The organism is Cylindrospermum stagnale PCC 7417 (genome assembly GCF_000317535.1).
Lineage (GTDB): Bacteria > Cyanobacteriota > Cyanobacteriia > Cyanobacteriales > Nostocaceae > Cylindrospermum > Cylindrospermum stagnale.
In genome coordinates this window covers 6,869,677-6,894,390 of sequence record NC_019757.1, presented here as the reverse complement: position 1 = coordinate 6,894,390, position 24,714 = coordinate 6,869,677, and the positions used below count along the sequence as shown (strand labels likewise).

Below are 24,714 nucleotides of genomic sequence, written 5' to 3'. Positions count from 1 at the left end.
TTTATCAGAGGGTTACTTATGAATGAGCATTTTAATGATTCAAAAATACTAGTTGCTCATCTAAAACAACAACTTGATAGCGCACAACTTCTTACCGAGACAGAACTGCATAAGTTATTAATCGAGTGGAATGACACTCAGCGTGATTATCCTCAAGATAAGTGTATTCATCAGCTATTCGCAGAGCAGGTGGAACGCACTCCAAAAGCTGTCGCTGTGGTTTTTGAAGGGAAACAGCTAACCTACCAAGAACTTAATGCCAGAGCCAATCAGCTAGCACATCACCTGCAAAGCCTGGGCGTTGGGCCAGAAGTGCTAGTGGGTATCTGCGTTGAACGCTCCCTAGAAATGATAGTGGGAGTTCTTGGTGTCCTTAAAGCAGGTGGTGCTTATGTTCCCTTAGACCGAGGGTATCCGTCTGAGCGCTTGGCTTATATGCTGGAAGACTCCTCTGTGCCAGTGCTGCTTACCCAGGCGCATCTGTCCGAGGAGTTTTCCCAATACTCTGCACATACCATCTGCTTGGATTCTGATTGGGTAAAAATTGCCCACCAGGTGAAGTCAAACCCCACGAGCGACGTGACGCCCGATAACCTAGCATATGTCATCTACACCTCTGGCTCAACTGGTCAGCCCAAGGGGGTTACTGTTCCTCACCGAGCAGTAAACCGCTTATTACTTAATACGAATTACATCAATTTACAATGCCAAGATGTAGTTGCTTTCGCGTCAAACTTTTCCTTCGATGCTGTCACTTTTGAGATTTGGGGAGCGCTACTTCACGGGGCGAAGCTCGTTGGGGTTTGCAAGGATGTGGTTCTTTCACCCAATGACTTTGCACAGTTTATTCAAAAGCAAGAAATCAGCGTGTTGTTTTTGACAACCGCCTTATTTAATCAAATGGCGAGTGTTGTTCCCTCGGCTTTCCGTTCGGTACACCACCTTCTATTTGGAGGAGAGGCGGTCGAGCCAAGGTGGGTCAAAGAAGTGCTGAAGAATGGACCACCTCAGCGAATGCTTCATGTTTATGGACCGACAGAAAGTACAACATTCGCCACCTGGTACTTGGTACAGGATGTCGCAGAAGGAGATACAACTATTCCCATAGGTCGCCCCATCTCCAATACGCGCTGTTTTCTGCTGGATGCTCAAAAGCAACCTGTCCCCATTGGTGTCCCTGGAGAACTGTACATCGATGGAGATGGGCTGGCACGGGGATACCTTAACCGTCCCGATTTAACTCTGGAGAAATTTATCCCCAACCCCTTGAGCAATGAACCAGGTTCTCGCCTCTACAAAACTGGTGATTTAGCCTGCTATCTACCTGATGGCAACATTGAATTTCTCGGACGTATCGACCATCAAGTAAAGATTCGCGGCTTCCGTATTGAACTGGGTGAAATTGAGGCAGCACTAACTCAACATCCAGACGTGCGGGAGGCTGTTGTGATAGTTAGAGAGGATATTCCAGGTGATAAGCGCCTAGTGGCCTATCTAGTGGAAAACCCACAAAGCAGCGTACTGTCTGAGCAAAAGCTAATACCGCTTCTCCGCAGTTTTTTACAAGCAAAACTGCCTGTGTATATGATACCTGATCGCTTTGTCATGTTGGATGCTTTACCCCTAACCCCTAATGGCAAAGTCGATCGCTCCTCGCTACCAGTGCCTGATGCTACTAGACCAGACCAAGCAGAAAATTTTGTCGCCCCTAGCAGTCCTACTGAAAAAATCCTAGCTGCTATTTGGTCTGAGGTTCTGGGACTGCAACAAGTAGGTATTAACGACAACTTCTTTGAATTGGGGGGACACTCGCTGCTTGCCACCTCTGTTGTCTCACGTATTGAGCAAGCCTTTTCTATCCAACTTCCTCTAGACTATCTATTTACGACACCTACGATAGCTTCAGTCAGTCAGTACATCGAAAATTCACGCCTAATTGAATCCAGGAGTATGGTGATTGACGCCCTTCCGCCTCTGGTACACGTCCCACGAGAGCAACATATACCCTTGTCTTCTGCACAAAAGTCTACATGGGAGTCAGTGGAGTTGAATCCAGACAGCTGCGGCTACAACTGCCCTATGATTCTACATTTTACTATCCCGCTCTCTGCCAATGTCTTGGAGCAAAGCATCAATGAGATTATCCGTAGACACGAAATTCTACGTACTAACTTTACTATTGTACAAGGTCAACCCCAGCAGGTCGTTGCTCCATCCCTTACCGTGCCTCTAGAGATACTAGATTTACAGCATCTACTTCCAGTAGAGCGAGATGCGGCGGCTCAAAGAATTTTTACTCAACAAGCCCGCCACAAATTTAATCTAGCATCTGGCTCTCTGATGAAGACAACCTTGCTGAAGTTGGCAAAAGAGAAGTATCAGCTATTAGTCACAATACACCACATAATTACAGATGGCTGGTCAATGGGAATCTGGCTTCAAGAGTTAGAAATTATCTATAGCGCCTTCTCCATTGGTAAGCCTTCACCCTTACCTGAAGAACCTATTCAGTATGGGGATTTCACCATCTGGGAGCAACAGTGGTTAAATGCAGGGTTACTGGCAAAGCAGCTTGCTTATTGGCAGAAAAAGCTGGCTAATATTCCCACACCACTCAATCTCCTACCTACTAAACAGCCACAGCAAACCACCAGCAGTCAATATGCATCTTTATATTCTCTAGAACTACCAGAGAGTCTGGGAATTGCAATCACATCTCTCAGCCGTTCCCAAGGAGTTACCAATTTTGTCATTATTTTGACAGCTCTAAAGATACTCTTATTTAAATTAAGTGGACAAACAGAAATTATAGTCACGGGGATAACGGCTAATCGCCGAACTCCAGTAGTTGAAAAAATGATGGGTTGCTTTTTTAATTGCCTTTATTTGTACTCCCACATTGATGACTCGCAAACAGGACAAACTCTTCTACAACAGGTTAAACAGACAGTTAGTGAAGCGATCGCTCATCAAGATATTCCTGTAAATAATGTGTTTAATAATATCAGCGGACTAAAATCGCTGCAAACCACATTTGTGAGTATGATTCCACCAGTTTCTGGGCAAGGTGAAATGTTTGATTCAGAACCCATAGCACTTGTAAATCAAGGTGAACTTTGGAATGAAGAGGAGAATCCGCTAGAAATTTATATTTATTCACCGGAAGCAGATTATTCAATTATGAAAATTTTAGCATATTACAGTACAAACTTATTTACATCTGAAAGCATAGAGCAGTTTTTTAGTGACTATCAAAATATTCTTCAGCGGCTTGTTGAAAATTTAGAAATAAAAATTTCTGAATTTGAGTTATTTTCAAAAAAATCTTAGTGTTACAAATTAAAAATTCTCATCAATTAAAACAGGGATTAATCGCCAATGAATAGTGAAAAAAATCAAATGTTATCAATTTTTGATAGATTACAAATTGACTCTAAATTAGAAAGTGTGAGCAAGATTTATAATAATGAGTCTATCTTATATGATGGTAGACATTACAATCTACTTTATGAGAATAATTACCTTGAACCCGATATACTAGTTCGTGACATTCCATTTTGGATGGATATGGCAAATCGTTATGGTGAGCCAATTTTAGAATTATGTTGTGGTAATGGTAGAATTTCCATTAGTTTAGCCGAAAAAGGTTGGCAGGTGACGGGGATTGATATTTCCGAATCTATGCTAGAAGAAGCTAGAAGAAAATGCTCTCAAGTAGAATGGATACAAGCTGATGTCCAAAACTTTGCCCTTGATAAGCAGTTCTCCCTGATAATAATTCCTTTCAACACCCTGGGACATCTTTCAGATTTACAATCAATTGAGAATTGCTTGAAATTGGTTCGTAAATATCTACAACCAGACGGCAGATTTATTATTGAACTAGAAAATTACTTGCGAGAAGATAACCTAGAATTCTTATTATCTAAAACTCGAAACTTATATTCAGTATATGAAGATCCAGATGGAAAAGGTACAGTCGTGGTAACTTATGAAAATGAATTACATTTGCCTCAACAGATATGGATTTGGAAGCTATTTTTTCAATTAACAGGACAAAAAAAAGAAATTATAGAAGAAATAAAATATCGGTTATATTTCCCAAAAGAGCTAGATATGCTGCTGAAGTATAACGGGTTTACAATCGAACATTGGTTTGGTGATTATGATCTAACACCTTTCACTTCGGAATCACCCCGACAAATATTAATTTGCCGTTCCTAATTATTTTGTTCATTTTGCTGGGGAGGCAACACTGATAACTAACAATCAAGATAAAATTATTGGTTTGTCTCCTAAAGGCTCCTGATTACAATCAACCCAAAAACTTATCAGATTTTTAAATAAGGATAGCCAGAATAGTTTCGTCCGAGATTATTAGGTCGAAACTTTGTGTAATAAATCCAAGAATCAGTTGCTAACTCTCCTAAGAACAAATAGGAAACTGATTTTACTACAGCGGATTTACTCATGTTTTGCATTCCCCCATTCTTTGGGATTAAAACAAATGTCTAACGCTAATCTTCCAGAAAAATTAACAACTTTTACGGCTTACCCACAGACAGAACAAGTTTGCCGAGATGAACTTATTCAGGCTACTCTTGAGATTGATTCATTCAAGCAGAATCGTCAGCGTTGCTCTTTATCTAGCTGTCACGGTATGTGCTGTCATCATGGAACTCACGTCAATCAAGAAACTGCTGAAGTTATTCAAAGAGTCGCTGAAGAAGAAGCAGAGTTTTTTAAGTCTCTTGGTCTTGACTTACCAAAAGAAGTAATTATCGATGATGAAGATTATGAAGACTTTCCGGTTGAAAAGTTGGAATGGAAAGGTCTATGTTCGATTAAGAAAACAGCAGTAAAGGAGAAAAATATTTCCAGTATTGTGAACGACTATCCAAGCCATTTCAAAAACACAGGATGTGTTTTTTTACTAGATGATTCTCGCTGCGGATTACAGGAGCTTTCCAAAGCAAAAGGATTACATCCCTGGCACTATAAACCATTCACCTGTTGGCTTTTCCCAATTCTGATTGCTCCAGGGGAGAATCAACCGGAAATAGTTTTACCCAGTCCCGAAACTGAACCTTGGTATTTTCCAGAGTATGGCTATGATGGTTTCTTCACAAAAGTGCTTTGTGGCAAACCTTCTGATAGTGGGCAACTAGGTTATGTTCTGTTGCAGGAAGAACTGAAGTTTTTGTCAGAAATTGTGGGTCGAAACTTTGGGCAAGAAATTCAAGATGCGATCGCTAACTCTGCTGAGAGTGATTAAGAAACTGATTTCAATACAGGAGCTTGATCCTCATCTGTGGCTTGACTCCTGTCTGCCGCTTCTTCACCCTCGCTAGTTTGGATAATCTCAGAAGTCGAAAGGTAAAAACGATAGATTAAAAACAGTGTGGCTAGTGTGATTCCTATCGTTAACCCTGACCACAAGCCGATAGATCCCCAATTGAGATGGAAGCAAAGCAGGTAGCCGCAAGTCATACCAACACCCCACTGAAACAGGATGTTAATCAATAAAGGTAAGCGGGTGTCTTGGATGCCCAGCAACGTCCCTAAAGCAATCAGGTTAAGTCCCAAAGCTATGAGAAAAAGTGAGGCAATTCTCAACAAGGGGATTGCAGACCTGATTGCTAGGATATTATCTGAATTACTGGCATCTAAATAGATGGTGGCAATCTGCTCTGGAAATAGACATATAGCAACGGCAATCAGGCTCATTGCTGCTACACCGATGGTAATTGCTGCAAATCCTGCCTTCTTTGCACCAGCGGGGTCATTCTGACCCATCATTTGTCCAACTCGCGTCATGGTAGCGTAAGAGATCGCTGTCGGCACAATCAAAGATACTTCTAGAGTTTGCACGACAATTTCATTGGCTGCTAGCAAGGTTGTTCCCATATAGCCACTCAGCAAGGCAATCAGGGTAAATAAGATCAATGAGGAGGCGTATTCCAATCCAAGGGGCCAGCCATTTTGCCAAAGTTCGGCAAACACCTGTTTATTGAACTGTAGAGAAGCAAATAGTTTGTATTCTTTAAACCAAGGATGGAAACCAATTACGGCGGCAGCAGCTAGGAAATTCACCCAGTAGACAAAGGTACCAGCCCAACCAATCCCCGCTAATCCTAAAGGTGGCAAGCCTAATTTACCAAAGATTAAAAGGTAGTTAGCGAGAATATTCAGGGGAATGCTAGTTAGGGCGATCGCACTAATAAGTTGGGGGCGATTGACGGCAGTAGCAACCTCCTTAAGGATAAAGAACCCCACTGCCGCCGGTAAACTCCAAACAATGGCTTTTAAATAAGTATTAGCTAGGGCTACCGTGTTTTCCTCTTGACCCGATAGCATCAAAATCGAGTCCAGATGCCAAGTGAGCAACATCATTGGTAAAGACAGAGCAACCACCAGCCAAAGTCCTTGAGCGAAGATTTGGCGAATGCGCTCTGTGTTGCCGGCGCCAAAGGCTTCGGCTGCTAGGGGACTGGCTCCTTCTATAACCCCCATACATATGAGTGTGAGGGTGTAGAAGGTGATGACACCCAAAGCGCCGGCAGCGAGGGATTGAATGCCCAAGAATCCCATCATGACGGTATTTACAAAACCAACAGCCGCCTCGGCGAGCTGAATGCCCCCCAAAGGAACTGCTAAATGTAGGGTAGCAAAAACTTCTGATAGAAATTTTGAAGGCGATCGCATCGAATCAACTGCTCCTGAATTAGATTGGGAGTATCTCTAATCTCACTGTATCAATATATTAAGATTCCCCAAATCAAAAGCGGTAGCTAGAATACCGGAATGTAGCGATGGCTTGATTTGTTACCTAAAACTGCCAATTTAGTTGTACCCCGTAGATAAAAGCAAAGGATATACTAAAAGATTAGCGACTGATCTACTTCAACAAGTATTAAATAGCAACATCCATAAGTAGGTGGGCGTTAAAAAATATAAGAAGGTAATAACACCCAGAGCGCCACCAGCGAGGCGTTCAATACCTAAGAATCCCATCATGACTGTATTTACAAAACTCACAGATGCTTCGGATAACTGAATACCCCCCAAAGGCACTGCTAATTGCAAGGTGGCACGAACCTCTGAGAGAAATTTGGATGGCGATCGCATTAAGTCAACTGCTCCTGAATTGTATTGAGAGTATATCTCTTATCTCAGTGTATCAAGACATTCAATTCCCCAAATAGCCAGCACTAGCTTAAATGCCACAATGGAGCCATCGCTTAATTTTTTACACTTCCTTAACTAAAATTGCCAATTCACTTGTACCCCGACAATATCCACTTCGCTTTCAACTTTCCCTTTAATAATTTCCCTTTTCCACCCCCGTAATTTGGGAAACTAACTCTGAGGCTTGATTAATTAACTCAGTATCAATATCAATTTGATAATTGCCTTGATTTAAAACACCCATAACAACTTTTGCTAAATCTGCATTACCTTTCCTCGCACCTAAACCATTAATCGCGCATTCAATTTGCCTGACACCGCAATTTAAAGCTATAAGCGAATTATCTACCGCCATACCTAAATCATCATGGCAATGTACAGAAACAATAGCTTGATCAATATTTGGCACGCGATTAAAAATCATTTGCAGAAGTTGGGAAAATTCTGCTGGTGAAGACAAACCCAAACTATCGGGAATACTAATCGTATTAGCACCGCTTTTAGTTGCCGTTTCAATAGCTTGACACAAAAAATCTGGCTGACTTCTGGGTGCATCAAAAGCACTCCACTCTACATCATCACAGTAATTGCGTGCTAGAGAAACACTATCTTTAATTATTGATAATATTTGCTCTTCACCGAGTCTCGACTGATTTTTAATATTTACCGGAGTGTAAGTATGAATTCTGCCTCTAGCCGCTGGTTTAATTGCTTCAGCAACACTAATTATTTCATTTTTCTGTGAACTTGCTAATCCACAAATAGTAGAATTTTTAATTATTTTCGAGATATTAAAAACTTCCTCAAAATCTTTTTGCGAATTCCCCGGATAACCAACCTCAATAATATCTACTCCCATTTTTTCAAGTAGTTGGGAGATGGTAATTTTTTGTTGTAGATTCATTTTGACATCAGGCGTAAGTTCTCCGTCACGCATGGTGGTGTCAAAAACTATCACTTTAGTCATTTGTCAAGTATGGTTTAATTGCCGCTGACTAAGCTTTCTTGATACATTATTTCCTGAAACTGAATCATATCTTTTTGCGGATCGGAGAGGCCGACTTTCACTAATAATTGTTCGCCCAAATTCACAGAACGCTTGAAGGTCATCGGCAACTGCAAGCCGATATCTTCTAACAGAATTAGTGCCAAGTTGCTATCTTCTCGCAACCACATCAAGACTGTAATCTGCCAAACTTGCTCTGGATGACGGCGCAAATACTCTAAAGCATAATATCTATTAGTTTGCCGTTCCACCATTGTCACCTCTTGGGTCGTAGAGGTGACATTCATCATCACTTCTTTGAGTTGTTCGGCGGAGAAGGGTAAAATTTCGCCCCGCAAGTGGGCTTTTAGTTGAAAGTGGGTAAGTAAGTCACTGTAACGACGAATGGGGGAAGTTGCTTGGGTATAGGTAGCCAAGCCTAAACCAGCATGGCGCACAGGCGTAATGCTCATTTCACTTTTGGGCATACAACGACGCATGGCGCAGGCGCGGACGAATCCGGCTGGAAGTAGAAGCAATTCTTCGTCTGGGGGTAATTCTGGTTGTGGTTGACCACGAAATGGTAGGGGGATATTATGAGTTTGACCATAACGGGCCGCTACTTCACCAGCCAAAATCATCATTTCTGCTACCAACTGCCGCGATGAGGAATCATCTAAAATGTCAATGCTGATCTCGCCATCTTTGACTTTGATCATTGCCTCTGGCATATTGATGCTGATGGCACCTTGGTGATATCGCCAAGATTTGCGCTGTTTTGCCCAATTTGCGATCGCCTCTATTTCTGGTTCAGCCTCCACTCCTAACTCCAGCATCTCATCTACATCTTCGTAGGTGAGACGATAAGTGGGCTTAATCAGGCTGGGATGAATGCTGTAATCTGCTACTGCCCCAGTTGTTTCTAAAACGATTCCAAAGCTCAGGGCGCAAGAAATCCTTCCTTGTACCAAGCTCATGGGACCAGTAGCCAATACCTCCGGGAACATGGGAATCATCCCTGTCGGCAAATAAACTGTACTTCCGCGCTTTCTGGCTTCTAAGTCTAATTCATCTTCCGGTACTAACCACCGGGTAGGATCGGCAATATGCACCCACAGGCGTTGCCGTCCATCCGAGAGTAATTCCCAACTTAGACCATCATCTATTTCTGTAGTGCTTTCGTCATCAATTGTGTACACCTTCAGGTGAGTCAAATCCAGACGATTTGCATCTAAGTCAGTTGGCGGAAAATCCAAACGCTGTTGCGCCACTTCTAATACCTTATGAGGAAACTGAACCGGAATTGAAGAACGACGCAGGAACAAGTTTTCATGGGGACTCCACCAACCTAAGTCGATCAACAGTTGAAAGGCTGCCTGGGGAGTTGCCGAACGTCCCAGCATGGTCATAGTTTCCAATACTGGAGCACCTGGAGGATAGGCACGAGCCAAAGAATCGTAATTTACCCCCATCCGCACGATGTCCGCCATTAGCGCTGCATATTTTTCCAGTCCTTCTAAACGCTGGCGGTCGTGTCGCTGCCATTCTACTGCTTCACCCTTGAGCGCCTGTTCTACGCGAGCTAAAAATTCCTGCTGTCCCTTAGCTTTGAGTGACTCTACTTCGATCTGGTGTTGACGTTCTGCCACTTGAGCAGCAGTTCTCGGCTCGTAGGCCTCTCCTTTTTGCTTGAAATAGAGTTTGTCCTCTGATAACAAGCAATAGGCGGCGTAAGAATGGGGCGCGGCCGATTCCGAATACAACAGATTCGCCATTTGGGATGGAGTGACTGTTTCCCCATCCTCCACCAATAATTCCCAAGCAACTTCCAAACTAGATGGATCTAAGTAAGGCTGAACCTGCTGCAAAAAGCTGGCAATCTCAGATGGCTTGTAGGTTTGTCCGTTAACTGTGTAGGTAATTTGTCTAGGCGCGAGGCTGTGGGACTGACCGCGTTCATCTACCACAAACCAACGGGTCTTGCCGTCTGGACGGTCTACTACGCCCAGACGACGATCGCCTTGAACCCTAAATTCAACTAGCGTCCCCTTCTCCACAACTCTCGCTACTTACTAATTTTAGATTTTAGCTTTTAGATTTTGGATTAGATAACTGGCATTTAATCCCTAATCTGATGATTGATTTGAAATTTGGGAGGTTATTATACACTCCCTTCTAGTCAAAGTTGAGATTTTGGACTTAAAGCCAACGTTTAATTCTATACAAACGCCACTTTTTTTGGATCATCTAAAATCCTTTCATCCAAAATCCAAAATTGATTTAGCCTTCTGCATTGATAAATGGCAACAAAGCCACAATCCGGGAGCGTTTAATTGCTAATGTCAATTCTCGCTGTTGCTGAGATGTCAGCCCCGTAATCCTACGTGGCAGAATCTTACCACGCTCGGTGATAAACTTACGCAACAAATCAACATCTTTATAATCAATTGGTTCTCCTGGCTTGATTGGAGACAAGCGACGACGGTAGTAACTCATTTTTACTTGATTTCCTTGTGAACAGTATGTTTGTTGCAGTGGGTGCAGAACTTGCTTAGTTCTAGGCGGTTCGTGGTGTTGCGACGGTTCTTGGTGCTGGTGTAGCGGGAAACGCCAGCAGAACGCTTGTCTGGGTTAGTACGACACTCGGTGCATTCTAGTGTCACTATTATGCGGGCACCTTTACTCTTAGCCATAATCTTACAAACTGTAAAGCTGGGAGAGAATTAACACAAATGCCTATCTTCTCACATTTCGCTGCAATTTTTCAACTAATCGCTTAACTTTTAAATCTAGCGAATAGCCACGCCGCGACGAAACTATGATAGTCCTAGCATAGCGATCGTGCAAAGCCTGCCGCATGAGAGAGTCTGATAAGGCAGAACCACAGTCAATTGCTAGGGGAAGTAGTAGCAGTATAGCAGTGGGATTGGCAATAATGGTGCTGAGGGTAATTGACGCCATCAGGGCACTAAAGCAAATAATCGCCTCTCGCATCAATAATGACTGCAATTGAGGAATTCTGCCCACCACTTGCCCATTGTTAACTTCTAGCACTTTCAAGTCAAAGGCCCAACGCCCTAAACTCTGTCCCTGATTGTTGTACACCACTAGCACTCGCAACACTAGCCAAGCGATGATAAATACCAAGATTTGCACAAACTGAATCCCTGGGGTACCGCTGTTAAAGACGGCGCTGATTAACCAAGCACCAAGGAAATCTAGCCCGAATGCCATTCCTCGTCTGGCAATTTCTGCCTTGGGATAGTGTTTTTGAGGAACTTTGACGATGGTCATACTAAAAACAGGTATTTTTATTTAGGGGTTGGGGATTAATTCTTGCCCCTACTTTAAATTTTAAAGTTATACCTTGGGTGATAGTAGCGGGTAATTATATCAGGCTGTTTATTTTGGCTAATTTCCGGTAATGTCAGCAGGTAGAGAATCAATTACATTTTTGTATACATCACTTGCTAATTTGTCTGCTTTCTTTAGTTCTCCAGGAGTTGGATTAAAATCTTCCGTTGATTCCATCGGATATCGATATGTCTGGTTATACTGACTCAGGTATCCTGCTTCTTTTAGTACAGCCGCCAATTCTGGCTTAAATGTGGAAGCTAATCTGACTAAGGTGTTTATGTTATGTGTATCTCCTGGATTTGTATCATGTAAAACTAAAAACCCTTTTAGTGCTTTTTCTGCTGCTTGTTGGCAATGGTAAATTGCGATATCTGGTAGTTCTTGGGCTAATTTTTGTGCTGCTGTTAAATCACGTTGGGACTTTTTCAACCAGAATTGAACCAGTGTCCGCTTTGCCTTGTCCATATAGTAACTTTCCTTGTTCCACAATTTTTCTGGTGAGGGAAGCTGGAACGCTTTTAAATGTTTCTACATCAGTTCTGGTTTTGATGAGAATATCGGCATCAACCAGCAAATCATTAAGAGCATTTATTGCTCTAACTCCCCACTCTATCCGGTCAAACCCTGGAATGTTATCTGGCAATATTATACACAAATCTATATCACTATACTGGTGAGGTGTGCCCCAAGCATAGGAACCAAACAAGATGATTTCTTCAGGGTTGAGTGAAGCTATTAATCGACGAGTGATTTCGGCTATTAGTTCGTTGGTGATTGGTGTCATTTTGCAATCATCAGAAGTTGTTAATGCTCCAACTATCTGTAATTATATTCTAGGGTGGTTCTAGATTTTATCAACCCTAACGACTAGAAGTCGCGGCTACAAGAACTTTCGCGAAGCGTCCCGTAGGGATAGTCCGCCTGCGCGGACTAAGGACATAAAAATTATTGTAGGCGTTGAAAAAATGAAATAGTCCTGTTATTTTATGTAGGTTGGTTTGAGCAGAGCGTTCGCGTAGCGTGCCGGAGGCATAACCCAACATTTAGTAAATGGAGTCAAAGAGGTATTCTAGTCATAAAGTTAGTTACACCTTGCAGCATTAACTCAACTTGTTCTTTAGTGTATTCTCCGTATTGACCATGAGCCGCTTTATTTCTTAAATCTAGCCATGTTGTTACACTCTTTTGGTCAAGTTTATTATAGATATTTGCTTTTACTAAGTCGGCATTCATTGCATCAGCTTTTTTAGGAACTAAGTCACCTCTGCCGTTTGTGTATTCTATGTCAATGCTATTCTTATTACACAGTTTCCTCAAGTGTTCTTCTAAAGTGCTGCCTATCATGACTGCGGCAGGATCTTTGTATCCCTCAGATAATAGGTATGATGCCATTTCTAGGAAATCACTAAAAATATCTGCCGATACTAATGCTTCTATCTTCTTAAGATAACCACGTTCAATATCTGTCTTAGCAGCATTTAAAACTGCTAATCCCCTCTTGATTCGTTTTGGTATAGAATCTCGCAAACTCCTTCGATCTTCACAATTTTTCACAAATAGCTTGTATTGAGAGCTATCTTCTCCAAAAATACTTAACAAAAATGAATGAGCTAAAGTTCCCATTCATAAAAACGATTTGTATCTTGAATGAATTCAACAGTACCTAAATCTGTTCTGCCTTGATGTTTGGTTGCCAACAACTGATATCCAAAATCAATAAGGTATTGGACTCTTTCTCTTATTTCTTCTTCCATAAAAATAAATTATCACATTCTGGTAGCATAAGTATTATATATTTAAAGTATTCAATTTACCAAGTATTTCTGAAGTAATTCAAAACCATAAACCCGGAGTTATTCACTATGTTTTTAGTCAACGATGCAGAGCAAATTATTTTAAATTCGGTGCAGCCGTTGGATAAAGAACTGGATGTTGAAGTTGTTGATTTATTGAATGCAAATAATCGCATTTTAGCAAATCCTGTGATTAGTCCTTTGGATTTTCCTCATTGGGATAATTCGGCGATGGATGGGTTTGCGGTGCGTTATGAAGATGTGCAAAACTCTAGTGCTGAACAACCGACGGTTTTGGAAATTGTTGAAGAGATTCCCGCAGGATGTCAGCCTAAATCTACTATTCAAAGAGGGCAAGCGGCGCGGATTTTTACGGGTGCGGTAATGCCAAAAGGGGCGGATACTGTGGTGATGCAGGAGAGAACAAGGCGGGAGGAAAATCGGGTTTTGATTCTCGCTGCACCGAAATTAAAAGATTTTGTGAGACATAAGGCAGCTTTTTACAAAGCGGGTACAGAACTTTTACCTGGGGGAATTCGGTTGAATGCGCCGGAAATTGCTGTTTTAGCGGCGGCACAATGTTCTCAAGTAAGTGTTTTCCGGCGTCCACGGGTGGCGATTTTGTCAACGGGTGATGAGTTGGTAACGCCGGAACAACCGCTGCAACCTGGGCAAATTGTAGATTCTAATCAGTATGCTTTGGCGGCTTTGGTAAGGGAATCTGGGGCGGAGGCGTTATTGTTAGGAATTGTGAAGGATGAACCGACGGCTTTGCGGGATGCGATCGCCTATGCCATAGCAAATGCTGATGTGGTAATCTCGTCCGGTGGGGTTTCTGTGGGGGAATATGACTATGTTGAGCAAATTCTCGCGTCACTAGGTGCAACAAAACACATTCGTTCTGTGGCGATGAAGCCAGGAAAACCCCTCACATTCGCTACTTTCCCCAATCCCAACTCCTCACTCTATTTTGGTTTACCTGGTAATCCTGCTGCTGTGTTGGTGACTTTCTGGCGATTTGTGCAACCGACGATTAAAAAGCTTTCTGGAGTGGCTGAAGGGTGGGAAGCGGCGTTTGTGAAGGTGCGATCTCGTTCTGAGTTGCGATCGGATGGCAAGCGGGAAACTTATATTTGGGGTAAATTACATTTAATTGATGGAGTTTACGAATTTTCACCAGCCGCTGGTAGTCAAAGTTCTGGCAACTTAATTAATTCAACTCAAACTAATGCCTTAGCTGTTTTACCAGTGGGTAAAACATTGATTTCTCCAGGAGAGGAAGTGCAAGTTTTGCCGGTTCAGTAGTTTGTAGGACTTAAAGGACAGAAATTAGTAAATATGAGGTATGGTTTGTCCGCTGAAAAGTCCCCTAGATTGTGCTGGGCAGCACCCTACAGGCTGGTTGCGCCGAAACGTGTAAAATAATACATATTGTTTGCTACAGACACAATTGTTAGAAAAAATACTAAATTAAAACAGTGCAACCGATCTGAAAAATGGCAATGAGAACGGAATAAAATCGGTTGCTGTTGAAAAATAGTTATCAGGGATGGATGGGATGAAGAGATTCAGCTTTTATATGATTTTGTTGCCTGGGTTGTTTTTAGGAATAGGAAGCGCTAGCGCCAAGTCACTACCTGTTAATCGGATACATTCAAATTTATCTGCTAATCAAAAGCTAATGCCTCAGCTACCACCTGCCAAAGTATGGGTGATTAATCAGAATAAACAGGCACAGCGACAAGAGTTTTTTTGGGTAGTTAAGGATATTAAAAAGGTAGAACAGCAACCATTTTTGTTAGTTGCAAAAACGACGACTAATGCCAAGAAAAAGCCTGATGATACTGTGAAACCAGAAAAAAAAGATGAGTTTACAGCTTTTGATGAAGTGGTGAAAGATACTCAAAAACAGGAGGGGATATTTACCCTTTATCGCCATAAAGAGAAGAATAAAATATATCTAGAAATTAAGCCAGAACAACTAAATAAAAATTACTTAGCTACGGCGAACTTAGAATCAGGAATTGGCGAAGGTGGTATTTACAGCGGTGTGCCTTTGCAAAACTTTTTATTTTATTTCCAGCGAATGGATGACAAGTTACAGTTTGTTGTCCGTAATGTGAATTTTCGGACGCGGGAAGGAGATCCGCAAGTGCGATCGCTTGCCCGATCCTTTAGTGACTCTGTCCTCTACGCGATTCCCATAAAAAGTATTCATTCAGAACGTAAAAGCATTGTGATTGATTTGGGTGATTTGCTATTGACAGACTTGGCTGGATTAGCTACAGGGTTGGGATTATCTGCTAGCCCAGAACAGTCTTATTTTGGAAATGCAAAAGTTTTTCCAGGAAACTTGGAACTTGAGTCGGTTTTTAATTTTGCTAATAGTAGCAAAAGCCGTGATAGTGAAGCTACAAATTTTGGGACTTTGCCTGACAGCCGTGGCTTTACTCTGCGCGTTCACTACAGTCTTTCTCAACTGCCAGACAATAATTATCAACCGCGTTTAGCTGACGAACGCGTGGGTTATTTTATCACTGCTTATCAGGATTTATCCAAAGACGAGCGCGGCGATCCATTTGTTCGCTATGTTAATCGCTGGAATTTAGAAAAACAAGATCCAAAAGCAGCAATTTCTCTTCCCAAAAAACCAATCGTTTTCTGGATTGATAACGCTGTACCTTTTGAGTACCGTGATGCAATTAAAGAAGGGGTGTTGATGTGGAACAAAGCCTTTTTACGGGCGGGATTCAAGGATGCAATTGAAGTTAAGCAAATGCCGGATAACGCCACATGGGACTCAGCTGATATCCGCTACAACACAATTCGCTGGATTAATACAGTAGATGGATTTTTTGCCTTGGGGCCATCCCGCGTTAACCCATTGACTGGGGAAATTTTGGATGCAGATATTCTTGTAGATGGTAGTTTTGTTCGGGTACTAAAGAATGAGTATCGCAAAATCGTCCAACCTAATCAAACACAATCCCGCACTTCTCTATCGGCATTGATGGAAAATCGCCTGCTTTGTGCCAATGGTTTAGATGCAAATAATAATGGCAGTTCTCAGCAATCTCCTGGAAAAAACAAGTTATTTGGCAGTTTATCCAAAATGGCGAGTGAGTACGATTTGTGCTATGGGATGGAAGCTGCTAACCAGTTTGCCTTTGGTTCACTGGCGATGTCACTGTTGCCAAACACCGTTCCCAGTCAGGAACAGGTAAAAGATTATATCCATCAATATTTACGTTTAATTATTGCTCATGAAGTTGGACATACTCTAGGTTTACGCCACAATTTTCGTGGTAGTACTCTACTACCACCAGAGGAGATGAACAATCAGGAGATCACTCACACTAAAGGTTTGACGGCATCGGTGATGGATTACATTCCGCCGAATATTGCCCCTAAAGGTATTAAGCAGGGAGATTATTTTCCACGGATGGTGGGGCCTTATGATGATTGGGCGATTCAGTATGGCTACATACCAACTCAAGCAAAAAGTCCTATAGCTGAAAAGCCGATTTTAGAGGAAATTGCCAGGCAATCTGACAAGCCGGAGTTGAGTTATTCGACTGATGAGGATGTATATGATCTTGATCCAACTGCTGCTGCTTGGGATAATAGCGGTAATGTGCTGCTTTATTCGCAGTGGCAATTGGATAATTCTCGGCTGATTTGGGAGCGTCTTCAAAAGAGTTACCCAAGTGCTGGCGAGAGTTACAGCGATGTGAGTGAACGCTTTATCACTGTCTTAAATAACTATTTTCAGCAGATTTTTTACACTAGCAAATACATTGGAGGGCAGTCTTTTTACCGAGTTCATGGTGGTGAAAGCGAAAACCGATTACCATTTGCATCGGTGCCGGTTGAACAACAACGGCAGGCGTTAGCGACGCTGCAAAAGTATGTGTTTGCAGAGGATGCGCTGAATTTTTCACCAGAACTGCTGAATAAATTAGCGCCTTCTCGTTGGCGACATTGGGGGAGTAGTCCTCAGGTTGGGCGTTTGGATTTTCCGATTCATGATTTGGTGTTGTTTATGCAAGGTGCTGTTTTGCGAGAGTTGCTTTCAAGCGATCGCCTTTCTCGCCTCAAGGATATTGAACTCAAAAGCCAGCCAGGTAATGCTTTGAGCCTACCTGAGTTGTTTAATACTTTGCACCAGGGAGTTTGGACGGAAGTACTAAAACCAAAGGGTCAATCATTGAAGATTTCTAGTTTGCGGCGGGGTTTACAGCGGCAATATCTCGATATTTTGATGGCTATGGTGTTAAGAAAAGAAAATGTCCCGGAAGATGCCCGCACTTTGGCTTGGTATAAACTCAAGCAATTGGATAAACAGTTAAAGCGGGTGGGTTCTGGGGATGAATACACCAAGGCGCATTTGTTGGAAAGTGGCGATCGCATCGAGAAAACCTTAAACGCCCCATTGCAAGGTGGTTGACAATAATTCAGGTAGGAAAAATTATTTTCCTACCTGAACCAATCGGCAGGCATGGATCTGCATTCAGGCTGCCGTGCGTATATCGTTTACGCCACCACCAGGCTCTTATCCAGTTGTTTGGATTCGATGTTACCCGGCCCGGATGCGATCGCCGTACCCTTGAAGAATTCGGGGTTGGCTTCGGTGTAAAACTTGTAGGGATTGGCGAATACATAGGACTTGAAGTCGGCTTCGGTCAGGACGCCTTCTTTCACAAGATCCCAGCTTTCAGCCAAGGGGGAGGTGAGGTCTGGCACATCCCAGTGACCAACATCCGAGGAATAGATCGCGTTGATTTTGACACCCAACGGATTGGCTTTGTCGTTGAATGCCGCAGCGATCGTCCGATCATCAGACTCGGAACCAAAGAAGAAACTATTCACCCAGCGATCGCGAATGTCCTCATTTGTTTCAATACCAGCCGCTGCAAAATCCTCCAGTTCGCTGCCAATGGGTGCGCGGCTATAACGGCTGAATGAAGCTCCCAGCACACTCTTAGTCAACTCATCCGGGTCGAGGGAATGCCCTTGAGTAATTTCCGCTCCGTAGCGCTCAAATATCTCAAACAGCTCCTGGGAATTCGTCAGCGCTGGATTGTAGTTTTGCAGCGCCTTCAAATTGCGCTTGGAGAAGCGATCCACCAGATGAATGTAGACGTTGGCACCCCAAGCTGCACCACCTTCCAGCATAGCTACTCGCAATTGCGGAAAACGCTTGGTTACACCGCCGAAGAACAACGCCTTAGCAAACGCTTCCGACCCATCGGCGAAGTGACCGATATGGTTGTTCATGTAGTTACTGATCGAGGAGCGTCCAGTCCAACCCTGACTGCCGTAATGGGTGGTGACGGGTACGCCCAATTCAACAACCTTGGCCCAGAAGGGATCATAGTCGTATTCACTATCCAGCCCGTAAAAGTCGATATAACTCGCATACTTGGCGATTTCGGGGAATTTATCCGCTGGATACTTATCAGCGATCGCTTTGATCGGGCGTTTCACACCGCCAGTGATATTAATTACTTTTAAACCCAGGGTTTTGACCGCAAACTCTAGCTCCTCAATACCTTCTTGCGGATTGGTCAAGGGGATTCCAGCCACCGGTGTTAAGCGATCGCTATATTTCCGGTAAATATCAGCATGATAGTGATTAACCGCACGTTGCAGTGCCTGACGGTTCTCTGGACTTGCTCCAGCCGGCGCCAAAACATTGTTCGGAAACAGCACCGAATAGTCTGACCCCTGCTCCGCCTGACGCTCATAGAGCAGTTCAGGGAGGGTATAAGTAGCAAGATCCAAAGTGTTGCGGGTAACTCTAGCCCACCAAGGCGAGCGAATTGTCCGGTTGTAATGACGTTCTTCAGGGGTTTGTTGATACCAGTCTTTACCCTCGCTCTTGGAGTTGAGACGGGAGGCTTCCGTCTTGCGTAATTCGTCTACGAGTTTGGCGCCGCCGTAATTGGCGATGTAATCCTCAAAGGCCGGGGTAAAATCATTGGTGTGAACGTCGGTGTCGATTACCGGATAATCAAGGCTTGCTCTAATTGCGGCGGAGGGCGAAGTCTTCAAACGGCTATATTTACTCATGTTTTTTTCCTTCAAAAAATTACAGGGTTTTTCCAGCATCCAATGCTGCCGATTAGTTTGGATCTCAAGTTTTTGACGAAGTTTTTCAAGTTCTGTAGGGTGGTGATCTACAGAAGGTGTGTTTTAAAAGGTATGGCTTCAGCATCCGTGAAAGATTCATTGACGCCACCGCCAAGCTCTTGTTGTGCTCATATGCTTTTTTGTTTTCTAGAGTGTGCTCGCTTCATGTCTGCTTAAAGCACAGTTTGTGCAGACATGAAAATTCATTAGACACAGCAGTGAAAATTAAATATGCATGATGCAGAACCCTTGTAGGGACGTTGCATGACTTGTCTCTAGATTCTTTGCCACAATAGGTCTATTTATACCAACGCCAATCTCTGCTCAACTTGTTTGGCAGCAAAACGATTGCCCGGACGAAGCAGTCCAAGGTTTTCACGCAGGGTACTACCTTCGTATTCGGTACGGAACAGTCCGCGTTTTTGGAGGACGGGAACGACTAGATTAACGAAGTCTTCCAACCCTGTGGGGAGAATTGGCGGCATGATATTAAAGCCGTCTGCCGCACCGTTGTTGAACCATTCTTCTAGTTGGTCGGCAATGGTTTCAGGTGTACCAAGTATGGTGCGGTGACCTCGGGCAGTAGCAAGAGAGAGATACAACTGGCGCAGTGTGAGAGTGCCACGAGTAGCTAGATCTCTGACCAGTTTGAGACGACTCTTGTTGGTGTTGGTGTCGCTGGGCAGTTCCGGAGACAGATCATCCAGGGAATATTTCGACAGATCTACACCCTTGTAATAGTTCTTTAAAATCCCCCAAGCCACATCGGGATGAATCAAAGATTGCAGGAATTCGTACTTTTCTTGAGCTTCTTGTTCGGTACGACCAATGATTGGGAAAGCGCCAGGCATAATTTTTAGATCTTCTGGAGAACGCCCATACTTAGCCAGTCTACCTTTGACATCAGCATAAAATTCCTGGGCATCGGCTAGGGTTTGATTGGCGGTGAAAATCACCTCGGCAGTGCGCGCTGCCAAGTCCCTTCCGGATTCGGAGGCTCCAGCCTGAACGATTACCGGGTAGCCTTGGGGCGGACGACCGACGTTCAAAGGGCCTTTTACAGAAAAATGTTTGCCCTGGTGGTTAAGTGTATGCAGTTTATCCGGGTCGAAATAGACACCAGATTCTTTGTCCCGGATGAAGGCATCGTCTTCCCAGCTATCCCACAGTCCTTTCACTACTTCCACGAACTCTTCAGCCCGTTCATAACGCTGGCTGTGTTCTGGGTGATGGTCAAGGCCAAAATTAGCTGCGGCGTTCTCATTGCCTGTGGTGACTACATTCCACCCTGCTCGACCCTTACTCAAGTAGTCCAGGGAGGCAAACTTACGTGCTAGGGTGTAGGGCTGTTCATAGGTGGTTGAGGCGGTGGAAATAAAGCCAATGTTTTGGGTTACAGAGGACAAGGCCGAGAAGAGGGTGACTGGCTCGAAATGGACTATTTTACCGTTGCGATGCTGAGATCCGGTCGCGTCGCCCCAGACTCCTGGGCTATCGGCAAGGAAAACTGCATCGAATAAGCCGCGTTGGGCGGTCTGGGTAATTTCCTTGTAATGCTCGAAATTCAGTCCAGCATCTGCTTGTGTATCAGGGTGACGCCAAGCGGAGACATGATGTCCGGTGGCTTGAATGAATGCACCTAAACGAAATTTGCGTGTTTGGCTCATATGTTTTTTTCTATAGTGCGTTAGCAGAGCTTACGGTCGGTATCGCTGATTTGCGTCCCCGTAAAGCTTTGAGGTACTCGTGTCAGGCACTCAGGCATTCACCTCTTGCTAGACACTGAATGTAATAATGAAATGCTCTTCTAGCAACCAAACTTGCGCTTCAGTTGCCGATTAATTGCCCTACAAGGAATGAAAGAACTGAACTGTTAGTAAGATTAAGACCACAGCAGAACTAGGAATGCTGCTGTTTGGCGATCGCATTACTACAAATTTATGTAGCCATTTGACTCAACACATAGAGCTTACACAAAATGGATACAAAAAAGATGTACTGGCCAACACAATTTTTGAAATACTAATTATTAGTTTTTCTAACATTAAGTATTGCAAACTAATTGGTGACTGAGTATATAGTCAGCTGTAGTTTGGGTGTAAAATTTAGCGATCGCGCGGAGTGCTCCTTGATGAAGCGATGGGAAAGGAGGCCCGCAGAAAGCGATCGCTAATAACTATTTTCGGTTTATTAGCAGGTGGCAGTTATCGTCCTGTACTACCACAACATTCCGACCAAATACTTGTGATGATGTAGAGACGTTTCCTAAACCATCTCTACATCACCAAAAATCAACTAACTACTCAATGCCTTGAGGAATCGCTGCAAACCCTTGAATAAACTGGGCTTTTTCGCGGGTGTGGCGTCTGTTGCCGTTTGCTGTTGTCCCTTGAGGAGGAGGATATCTAACTCATCACCAGATGGTCTTTTGGGCAATTCGGCAATTCTTTGATATTCGTCGTTTGTTTCTACCCATACTTCCCACTGTCCAGGGTAGCTGCGAAAAACGGCGGTTTCATCATCTACGGGACGGAGGTAATAGCAAGATTCAATGGTACTGATGAACCGTCGTCGGGTTTCTCTGGCTGTATAACCAATTCCCACCACTCCAGAATCCTCCAGACGGGGATTTAAAAAGACTACGGGGCGATCGCCGATTATTTCACACAGCTTTTCTAGTTGCGGTACTTCTACGGATGTGGGGGCAATAAAGAGGAAAATTTCATCCTCTGGCTGAATTTTTGATTGTAAAGAAGCAGTTCTACCTGTACCGATATCCACAATCGAAAATGCTGCATCTGCCCAATCGCGACGGGCAAGGGCGGCACCACCAGCATCGGCAAAGAACACCTTTAAGCGGGAATCATATTCGGCAAACACTGGTAAAAATTGTTCTGCCACTGGCAAGATTTTGAGTTCTGGGAAGAGAAAATCAATTTGGATGCGTTTACAGCCATCTGCAAGGGCAGCTTGGGTTGCTTCGCGAGATTGTGCGATCGCATCTTCGAGAGTTTTGGGTAATTCAGCCATATTACAGGTGCAGAGTGGAGAGTTATCGACTAATGACTTGGTGGGTTGTGAATCAGCGAAGCGTGAAATCGGGATAACTGCAAAAGTCAACCCTCTATCATACAACGAAAAATTTAACAAATAACGAAATATGATAAAACTTGCTAATACAGTCGGTTTTTACAGCCATTTTCACGTATTTTAAACCATGCTTTTGATTTCTCTAGAGTACATGGAGTGTCTGGAGCATGAGACAAAAAAAATGTGGTTTATTTACCTGAAAATAGCTGTAAAAATGTGTGATTACGTTTTGCAGAATTATTTAATAATCGATAGATGCCATCTGCCCTTAACAAACTTCTGGCATCCAAACTTAATCTATTGGTTTTCTTTGGAAACCGGAAGCTCCACCAGTAGTAAACCAGTATTCCCATTTACCCCCAGAAGCGGTTGACCAATTATTGAGGTCAAATTTTCCACTTCCTTCTCGTGTCCCGCAAATTCTATAAACTTTCACAGCTTGTCCATTATTATTCCAAATTAAAGGCAAATCCAGTTGAATTTGTTCTGGTAATGCACCATTAGTTTGCAGAAAATAGGCATCTTGCCCTTCAGTTGAGCCATTACCAAACACCTGAGCAATTCCCTTGTCATCAATGGCAACAAATGCACCTTCTTCTAAACCAATGGCATAAGATTTAAGTTGATTATTGTTTTCATGAACAACTCTAGCCAGAAACCCAAAAATTCTGCCATATCTTGGTTCTGGATTGCTGCCGCTAATTCTGTCTAAATGCGTGTCAGTAATCACGTGTTTGAGAATTGGGACTTGAATAAAATCACTGTAATAAATATTTTTTGTATTTTTGTGAAAGGGATTATTCAAAATCTCTGAACTCAGCACACCTTTATGGGCAGGTGCATAATAATAATCTCCGAGAATTGCCATACCCGCGCTGGTTCCAGCAACAGGAACTTTTTTTTCATTAATTAAGTAATTAATTGCATCCTCTACCCCTGTTCCTTCCCAATAATCTTCATACTCATTCTGATCACCACCACGGATAAATAGAGCTTCAGCATCGCGGATGTATTGGATAATCCGTGGATTATTGGCTGCATCTTCGCTGTCGATAGAAAGTTCAGCAGCGGAACTGACAAAATCACCAAAATTATCACAAATGAATTCAGCCTGTCTACCAATTCCACCAGAACCAAGAACTAAATAATCTCCCTGTTCTGCATTTTTGAGAAACCATCGAGTTGCGGGTTTTTCTCCAGATGCATCACCTTCAGCACCACCAATCAACAGAATGCCAGGAATTGGTCTAGAATCGGTTCTATTAACAGTTCCGCATTCACGACTATAGTCATAGTTCTCACTATCTTCGGCTCTTACTTCCGGGTGTCCAAATTTTTTAGTCATAAATAACACTTTTGCTTTTATCTAGATACAAGATTTGGGCTGGAATCTCCACCCATTGCAGTATTAAAAATAAAAGCTAGGTTATTATCTACCATGAGACTGAGATTATATTTTGGTTTACCACAAAAACCATAATTATGTCTTTAGTATGAGTACAGAAACGTAATTAGTTACATTCCCAGAATGTCTGATCAAAAGCCCACATTACTAGAATTGGGGTTTTTGACATTAATCTTTTCCCCTAGCTTGTTGCTTCTTGCAGTGCCATTTGTAAGCAAGATGTAAATTTATGAACGTTCTCAAATTTTACAACTGATTCACCACCTACATAAGTTCGGCTGGCTTTTTCATCAGCTTGACCAACATTAATTAAAACCTGTAAGCTAAAGCTACCTTGATTATCTGAAAGGACTATCCCTGACAAAGCTTGAATCTGAAAGTTAAGTTCGGAAGTTACGAAAGTATAACAGTCAACTTCAGGGTTTTTCTTTAGGTTAGTTATATGTTGCTCGAAATATTCTATCAATCTGTACAAATTTTCGATTGAAATCGAGTGAGCAGGAGTTTTTAATGAAACCGTACCCAGGAGTGGATTCAATACAAACATAATTATAATTCCGATATTATCCTGAGTGTAATTTAGACTGCTTAGATAGAAAACAACTTGATATCCATCGGCTTCAAGAACACATTTTCTTTGCATAGCTCTCATTCAAAGAATAAAATAACCTTGAAATTTTACTTAGATAGATTTGCAGTATTCCTTACTAAAGGTTAGAATTACAATCATCCTTATCTCCAATTCTCCAGGAGAAAAATTATTT

At 42.8% G+C, this 24,714-nt stretch carries 22 protein-coding genes; 6 read left to right on the top strand and 16 right to left on the bottom strand.

All coding sequences use genetic code 11. The features are described from left to right. Positions 1–18 precede the first annotated feature (18 nt). From CYLST_RS29285 to CYLST_RS29275, 3 genes are all read left to right on the top strand, one after another. Positions 19–3,330, top strand: coding sequence for a non-ribosomal peptide synthetase (locus CYLST_RS29285; RefSeq protein WP_015211358.1), 3,312 nt, complete (start codon positions 19–21; stop codon positions 3,328–3,330). A gap of 48 nt (positions 3,331–3,378) precedes the next feature. Then, positions 3,379–4,224, top strand: coding sequence for a class I SAM-dependent methyltransferase (locus CYLST_RS29280; RefSeq protein ID WP_015211357.1), 846 nt, complete (start codon positions 3,379–3,381; stop codon positions 4,222–4,224). Positions 4,225–4,507: 283 nt separating this feature from the next. Then, the gene (locus CYLST_RS29275) at positions 4,508–5,275 is read left to right on the top strand and encodes a DUF3109 family protein (protein WP_015211355.1); all 768 of its coding nucleotides are present in this window, start codon (positions 4,508–4,510) and stop codon (positions 5,273–5,275) included. Here CYLST_RS29275 and CYLST_RS29270 read toward each other — a convergent pair. The 11 genes from CYLST_RS29270 to CYLST_RS34935 form a co-directional block, all read right to left on the bottom strand. Continuing rightward, the gene (locus tag CYLST_RS29270; RefSeq protein ID WP_015211354.1) at positions 5,272–6,705 is read right to left on the bottom strand and encodes an MATE family efflux transporter; all 1,434 of its coding nucleotides are present in this window, start codon (positions 6,703–6,705) and stop codon (positions 5,272–5,274) included. The two genes, CYLST_RS29275 and CYLST_RS29270, sit on opposite strands and share 4 nt — an antisense overlap. A gap of 198 nt (positions 6,706–6,903) precedes the next feature. Continuing rightward, complete coding sequence (locus CYLST_RS29265; RefSeq protein ID WP_015211353.1) at positions 6,904–7,128, bottom strand: hypothetical protein; 225 nt, start codon at positions 7,126–7,128, stop codon at positions 6,904–6,906. Positions 7,129–7,321: 193 nt separating this feature from the next. Next, positions 7,322–8,155 carry a beta/alpha barrel domain-containing protein gene (locus CYLST_RS29260; protein WP_015211352.1) on the bottom strand — a complete coding sequence of 278 codons (834 nt, stop codon included), beginning with the start codon at positions 8,153–8,155 and terminating at the stop codon, positions 7,322–7,324. Between the two features lie 14 nt (positions 8,156–8,169). Next, positions 8,170–10,230: a ribonuclease catalytic domain-containing protein gene (locus CYLST_RS29255; protein ID WP_015211351.1), complete on the bottom strand. Its 2,061-nt coding sequence runs from the start codon at positions 10,228–10,230 to the stop codon at positions 8,170–8,172. Positions 10,231–10,453: 223 nt separating this feature from the next. After that, on the bottom strand, positions 10,454–10,669 hold the full coding sequence (rpsR, locus tag CYLST_RS29250; protein ID WP_015211350.1) for a 30S ribosomal protein S18: 216 nt from the start codon (positions 10,667–10,669) through the stop codon (positions 10,454–10,456). Positions 10,670–10,671: 2 nt separating this feature from the next. Beyond that, positions 10,672–10,866 (bottom strand): 50S ribosomal protein L33, encoded by a 195-nt coding sequence (rpmG, locus tag CYLST_RS33830; protein WP_015211349.1) that lies wholly within the window; start codon positions 10,864–10,866, stop codon positions 10,672–10,674. A 43-nt stretch (positions 10,867–10,909) separates the two neighbouring features. Continuing rightward, complete coding sequence (locus tag CYLST_RS29245; RefSeq protein ID WP_015211348.1) at positions 10,910–11,467, bottom strand: RDD family protein; 558 nt, start codon at positions 11,465–11,467, stop codon at positions 10,910–10,912. A 117-nt stretch (positions 11,468–11,584) separates the two neighbouring features. Next, entirely contained in the window at positions 11,585–11,995 is a 411-nt protein-coding gene (locus tag CYLST_RS29240; RefSeq protein WP_015211347.1) for a HEPN domain-containing protein, read from the bottom strand. After that, positions 11,940–12,314: a nucleotidyltransferase domain-containing protein gene (locus CYLST_RS29235; protein WP_015211346.1), complete on the bottom strand. Its 375-nt coding sequence runs from the start codon at positions 12,312–12,314 to the stop codon at positions 11,940–11,942. Before CYLST_RS29235 ends, CYLST_RS29240 begins: the two co-directional genes overlap by 56 nt. A 272-nt stretch (positions 12,315–12,586) precedes the next feature. Further along, complete coding sequence (locus CYLST_RS29230) at positions 12,587–13,153, bottom strand: DUF4145 domain-containing protein (RefSeq protein ID WP_051056163.1); 567 nt, start codon at positions 13,151–13,153, stop codon at positions 12,587–12,589. Further along, positions 13,141–13,284 (bottom strand): hypothetical protein, encoded by a 144-nt coding sequence (locus CYLST_RS34935; RefSeq protein WP_157162653.1) that lies wholly within the window; start codon positions 13,282–13,284, stop codon positions 13,141–13,143. The genes CYLST_RS29230 and CYLST_RS34935 overlap by 13 nt, the downstream gene beginning before the upstream one ends. A 108-nt stretch (positions 13,285–13,392) precedes the next feature. Here CYLST_RS34935 and CYLST_RS29225 point away from each other — a divergent pair, with 108 nt between their 5' ends. Continuing rightward, positions 13,393–14,628: a molybdopterin molybdotransferase MoeA gene (locus tag CYLST_RS29225; protein ID WP_015211344.1), complete on the top strand. Its 1,236-nt coding sequence runs from the start codon at positions 13,393–13,395 to the stop codon at positions 14,626–14,628. Between the two features lie 253 nt (positions 14,629–14,881). After that, a complete protein-coding gene (locus CYLST_RS29220) occupies positions 14,882–17,770 on the top strand; it encodes a zinc-dependent metalloprotease (RefSeq protein ID WP_041234009.1) in 2,889 nt (962 codons plus the stop codon). An 86-nt stretch (positions 17,771–17,856) separates the two neighbouring features. Here the strand turns inward: CYLST_RS29220 and CYLST_RS29215 are convergent, their stop codons facing one another. Continuing rightward, a complete protein-coding gene (locus CYLST_RS29215) occupies positions 17,857–19,395 on the bottom strand; it encodes an amidohydrolase family protein (RefSeq protein ID WP_015211342.1) in 1,539 nt (512 codons plus the stop codon). 362 nt (positions 19,396–19,757) lie between these two features. Further along, the gene (locus tag CYLST_RS29210) at positions 19,758–21,122 is read right to left on the bottom strand and encodes an LLM class flavin-dependent oxidoreductase (RefSeq protein ID WP_015211341.1); all 1,365 of its coding nucleotides are present in this window, start codon (positions 21,120–21,122) and stop codon (positions 19,758–19,760) included. A gap of 454 nt (positions 21,123–21,576) precedes the next feature. On the opposite strand from CYLST_RS29210, the gene CYLST_RS36445 reads away from it, so the two are divergent. Continuing rightward, positions 21,577–21,711 carry a hypothetical protein gene (locus CYLST_RS36445; protein WP_281172802.1) on the top strand — a complete coding sequence of 45 codons (135 nt, stop codon included), beginning with the start codon at positions 21,577–21,579 and terminating at the stop codon, positions 21,709–21,711. Positions 21,712–21,750: 39 nt separating this feature from the next. On the opposite strand, the gene CYLST_RS29205 is transcribed toward CYLST_RS36445, so the two are convergent. From CYLST_RS29205 to CYLST_RS29195, 3 genes are all read right to left on the bottom strand, one after another. Then, positions 21,751–22,485: a DUF1995 family protein gene (locus CYLST_RS29205; protein ID WP_015211340.1), complete on the bottom strand. Its 735-nt coding sequence runs from the start codon at positions 22,483–22,485 to the stop codon at positions 21,751–21,753. Between the two features lie 352 nt (positions 22,486–22,837). Then, entirely contained in the window at positions 22,838–23,890 is a 1,053-nt protein-coding gene (locus CYLST_RS29200; RefSeq protein ID WP_015211339.1) for a cyanophycinase, read from the bottom strand. 241 nt (positions 23,891–24,131) lie between these two features. Further along, positions 24,132–24,497, bottom strand: coding sequence for a hypothetical protein (locus tag CYLST_RS29195; RefSeq protein WP_172642169.1), 366 nt, complete (start codon positions 24,495–24,497; stop codon positions 24,132–24,134). Positions 24,498–24,714 lie beyond the last annotated feature (217 nt).